Annotated in this window: 2 rRNA genes; both read right to left on the reverse strand. The window is 54.7% G+C overall.

The features are described from left to right. Window positions 1–83 precede the first annotated feature (83 nt). A 23S ribosomal RNA gene (locus KEC56_RS13760) occupies window positions 84–3,190 on the reverse strand. A gap of 413 nt (window positions 3,191–3,603) precedes the next feature. Further along, a 16S ribosomal RNA gene (locus tag KEC56_RS13765) occupies window positions 3,604–5,126 on the reverse strand. Together the 16S and 23S rRNA genes form the textbook arrangement of a ribosomal RNA operon. Window positions 5,127–5,130 lie beyond the last annotated feature (4 nt).

Consider the following 5,130-nt stretch of genomic DNA (forward strand, 5'->3'; position numbering starts at 1 on the left):
TCGTTTGCGGTTCTCGACCGTACATCGAGAACCACTCAGTGGACGCGGCATCAGAAAGAATTCGAACTGATGAAAATAAGGGTGTTATCAAGTCATCGGCTTATTAGTACCAGTCAGCTCCACACGTTGCCGTGCTTCCACATCTGGCCTATCAACCCAGTCGTCTACTGGGAGCCTCTCACCCACAAGGGGCATGGAAGTCTCATCTTGAGGCCGGCTTCCCGCTTAGATGCTTTCAGCGGTTATCCATCCCGAACGTAGCTAATCAGCGGTGCTCCTGGCGGAACAACTGACACACCAGAGGTTCGTCCAACCCGGTCCTCTCGTACTAGGGTCAGATCCTCTCAAACTTCCTACGCGCGCAGCGGATAGGGACCGAACTGTCTCACGACGTTCTAAACCCAGCTCGCGTACCGCTTTAATGGGCGAACAGCCCAACCCTTGGGACCTACTCCAGCCCCAGGATGCGACGAGCCGACATCGAGGTGCCAAACCATGCCGTCGATATGGACTCTTGGGCAAGATCAGCCTGTTATCCCCGAGGTACCTTTTATCCGTTGAGCGACAGCGCTTCCACAAGCCACTGCCGGATCACTAGTCCCGACTTTCGTCCCTGCTCGACCTGTCAGTCTCACAGTCAAGCTCCCTTGTGCACTTACACTCGCCACCTGATTGCCAACCAGGTTGAGGGAACCTTTGGGCGCCTCCGTTACTTTTTGGGAGGCAACCGCCCCAGTTAAACTACCCACCAGGCACTGTCCCTGAACCGGATCACGGTTCGAAGTTAGATATCCAGAGTGACCAGAGTGGTATTTCAACAACGACTCCACGTGAACTGGCGTCCACGCTTCACAGTCTCCCACCTATCCTACACAAGCCACACCGAACACCAATACCAAGCTGTAGTAAAGGTCACGGGGTCTTTCCGTCCTGCTGCGCGTAACGAGCATCTTTACTCGTAGTGCAATTTCGCCGAGTTCGCGGTTGAGACAGCTGGGAAGTCGTTACGCCATTCGTGCAGGTCGGAACTTACCCGACAAGGAATTTCGCTACCTTAGGATGGTTATAGTTACCACCGCCGTTTACTGGGGCTTAAATTCTCAGCTTCGCCTTGCGGCTAACCGGTCCTCTTAACCTTCCAGCACCGGGCAGGCGTCAGTCCGTATACATCGTCTTGCGACTTGGCACGGACCTGTGTTTTTAATAAACAGTCGCTACCCACTAGTCTCTGCGGCCACCACACCCTTTCGGAGCAAGTCCTAATAAGTGGATGGCCCCCCTTCTCCCGAAGTTACGGGGGCATTTTGCCGAGTTCCTTAACCACGATTCTCTCGATCTCCTTGGTATTCTCTACCTGACCACCTGAGTCGGTTTGGGGTACGGGCGGCTAGAACCTCGCGTCGATGCTTTTCTCGGCAGCATAGGATCACCCACTTTTTATCCGCATCGTGTCTCAGCCACATGAGTCACGGATTTGCCTATGACTCGGCCTACGCACTTGCCCCGGGACAACCATCGCCCGGGTTGGGCTACCTTCCTGCGTCACACCTGTTAATACGCTAACCGCACCAGCATGGGGTCGTACGCTAGGCCTCACCCCATCACCCCGAAGGGATCCGGTCATGAGGATTCAGATACTTAGCACCACTGGATTAGCTTGGGCGGTTCTTCGCCGGTACGGGAATATCAACCCGTTGTCCATCGACTACGCCTGTCGGCCTCGCCTTAGGTCCCGACTTACCCAGGGAAGATTAGCTTGACCCTGGAACCCTTGGTCTTTCGGAGGACATGTTTCTCACACGTCTTTCGCTACTCATGCCTGCATTCTCACTCGTGTAGCCTCCACGGCTGGGTCACCCCGCCGCTTCACCGGCCACACGACGCTCTCCTACCCATCAACACGGCTGGACCACGAAGGCCTACCAAAAATGTCAATGCCACAACTTCGGTGGCGTGCTTGAGCCCCGTTACATTGTCGGCGCGGAATCACTTGACCAGTGAGCTATTACGCACTCTTTCAAGGGTGGCTGCTTCTAAGCCAACCTCCTGGTTGTCTAAGCAACTCCACATCCTTTTCCACTTAGCACGCGCTTAGGGACCTTAGATGGTGGTCTGGGTTGTTTCCCTCTCGACTATGAAGCTTATCCCCCACAGTCTCACTGCTGCGCTCTCACTTACCGGCATTCGGAGTTTGGCTGACGTCAGTAACCTTGTAGGGCCCATCGGCCATCCAGTAGCTCTACCTCCGGCAAGAAACACGCAACGCTGCACCTAAATGCATTTCGGAGAGAACCAGCTATCACGAAGTTTGATTGGCCTTTCACCCCTATCCACAGCTCATCCCCTCAGTTTTCAACCTAAGTGGGTTCGGTCCTCCACGCGCTCTTACACGCGCTTCAACCTGGCCATGGATAGATCACTTCGCTTCGGGTCTAGGACATGCGACTGAATCGCCCTATTCAGACTCGCTTTCGCTACGGCTACCCCACACGGGTTAACCTCGCCACATATCACTAACTCGCAGGCTCATTCTTCAAAAGGCACGCTGTCACCCCTACTAAGGAGGCTCCAACGGTTTGTAAGCAAACGGTTTCAGGTACTATTTCACTCCCCTCCCGGGGTACTTTTCACCTTTCCCTCACGGTACTTGTCCGCTATCGGTCATCTGGGAGTATTTAGGCTTATCAGGTGGTCCTGACAGATTCACACGGGATTTCACGGGCCCCGTGCTACTTGGGATACTCTCCACGCCAGAACACGCATTTCGACTACGGGGTTGGCACCCTCTATGACCGGCCTTTCAAGACCGTTCGTCTATACGCTTCTGTAACGTCGCCACCTCGGCAGAGATGACAGGTGAGTCCCACAACCCCGAACATGCAACTCCTGCCGGATATCACACACACTCGGTTTAGCCTGATCCGGTTTCGCTCGCCACTACTAACGGAATCGCGGTTGCTTTCTCTTCCTGTGGGTACTGAGATGTTTCACTTCCCCACGTTCCCTCTACCCGCCCTATATATTCAGGCGGGAGTCACTAGGTCGGCACGCCGCCCAGCGGGGTTTCCCCATTCGGACACCCTCGGATCAAAACTTGCTTATCAGTTCCCCGAGGCTTATCGCAGATTGCTACGTCCTTCTTCGGCTCCAGATGCCAAGGCATCCACCGTTTGCTCTTAAAGACTTGAAACAAAACATGAGTTCGAATCGTCAAAATTGAAATTGACTAATGATCTTTAAGATCATCTTTCACAACACCACAACCCACCCCGAAAGGGCCGGCTGCGATGCTGAAGATGCTCGCGTCCACTGTGTAGTTCTCAAAGTACGGGCGGTACCCCCACCAACTCACCAACCGGTGAACCAGAAAGGGGCCCAGAGGTACAGTCCCTCATCCGAAGACGAAGTTCCGGTCCCTCAGGACCCAACAGCGTGCATACACCACATCCCCATGACCTCCCCGTTCCAACCGCCGAAGCAGCGTACTAACGAAAACCATGCATCCATGATGCCAAGTCAAATGTTCCACCCATGAGCTCCCAGCGAAGAACGTATGCCTTCGATCTGGGTTCTGGACACCCGAAAGTGTCAGATGCTCCTTAGAAAGGAGGTGATCCAGCCGCACCTTCCGGTACGGCTACCTTGTTACGACTTAGTCCTAATTACCGATCCCACCTTCGACAGCTCCCTCCACAAGGGTTAGGCCACCGGCTTCAGGTGTTACCGACTTTCATGACTTGACGGGCGGTGTGTACAAGACCCGGGAACGTATTCACCGCAGCGTTGCTGATCTGCGATTACTAGCGACTCCGACTTCATGAGGTCGAGTTGCAGACCTCAATCCGAACTGGGACCGGCTTTTTGGGATTCGCTCCACCTCACGGTATCGCTGCCCATTGTACCGGCCATTGTAGCATGCGTGAAGCCCAAGACATAAGGGGCATGATGATTTGACGTCATCCCCACCTTCCTCCGAGTTGACCCCGGCAGTATCCCATGAGTTCCCACCATTACGTGCTGGCAACATAGAACGAGGGTTGCGCTCGTTGCGGGACTTAACCCAACATCTCACGACACGAGCTGACGACAACCATGCACCACCTGTTTACGAGTGTCCAAAGAGTTGACCATTTCTGGCCCGTTCTCGTATATGTCAAGCCTTGGTAAGGTTCTTCGCGTTGCATCGAATTAATCCGCATGCTCCGCCGCTTGTGCGGGTCCCCGTCAATTCCTTTGAGTTTTAGCCTTGCGGCCGTACTCCCCAGGCGGGGAACTTAATGCGTTAGCTGCGTCACGGAATCCGTGGAATGGACCCCACAACTAGTTCCCAACGTTTACGGGGTGGACTACCAGGGTATCTAAGCCTGTTTGCTCCCCACCCTTTCGCTCCTCAGCGTCAGTTACGGCCCAGAGATCTGCCTTCGCCATCGGTGTTCCTCCTGATATCTGCGCATTCCACCGCTACACCAGGAATTCCAATCTCCCCTACCGCACTCTAGTCTGCCCGTACCCACTGCAGGCCCGAGGTTGAGCCTCGGGATTTCACAGCAGACGCGACAAACCGCCTACGAGCTCTTTACGCCCAATAATTCCGGATAACGCTTGCGCCCTACGTATTACCGCGGCTGCTGGCACGTAGTTAGCCGGCGCTTTTTCTGCAGGTACCGTCACTCTCGCTTCTTCCCTGCTAAAAGAGGTTTACAACCCGAAGGCCGTCATCCCTCACGCGGCGTTGCTGCATCAGGCTTCCGCCCATTGTGCAATATTCCCCACTGCTGCCTCCCGTAGGAGTCTGGGCCGTGTCTCAGTCCCAGTGTGGCCGGTCACCCTCTCAGGCCGGCTACCCGTCGACGCCTTGGTGAGCCATTACCTCACCAACAAGCTGATAGGCCGCGAGCCCATCCCCAACCAAAAAATCTTTCCAACAAGTAACCATGCGATTCTTGTTCGTATCCAGTATTAGACGCCGTTTCCAGCGCTTATCCCAGAGTCAGGGGCAGGTTGCTCACGTGTTACTCACCCGTTCGCCACTAATCCACCCAGCAAGCTGGGCTTCATCGTTCGACTTGCATGTGTTAAGCACGCCGCCAGCGTTCATCCTGAGCCAGGATCAAACTCTCCGTAAAAAAA

This window comes from Microbacterium tenebrionis, from assembly GCF_020682665.1.
GTDB lineage: Bacteria > Actinomycetota > Actinomycetes > Actinomycetales > Microbacteriaceae > Microbacterium > Microbacterium tenebrionis.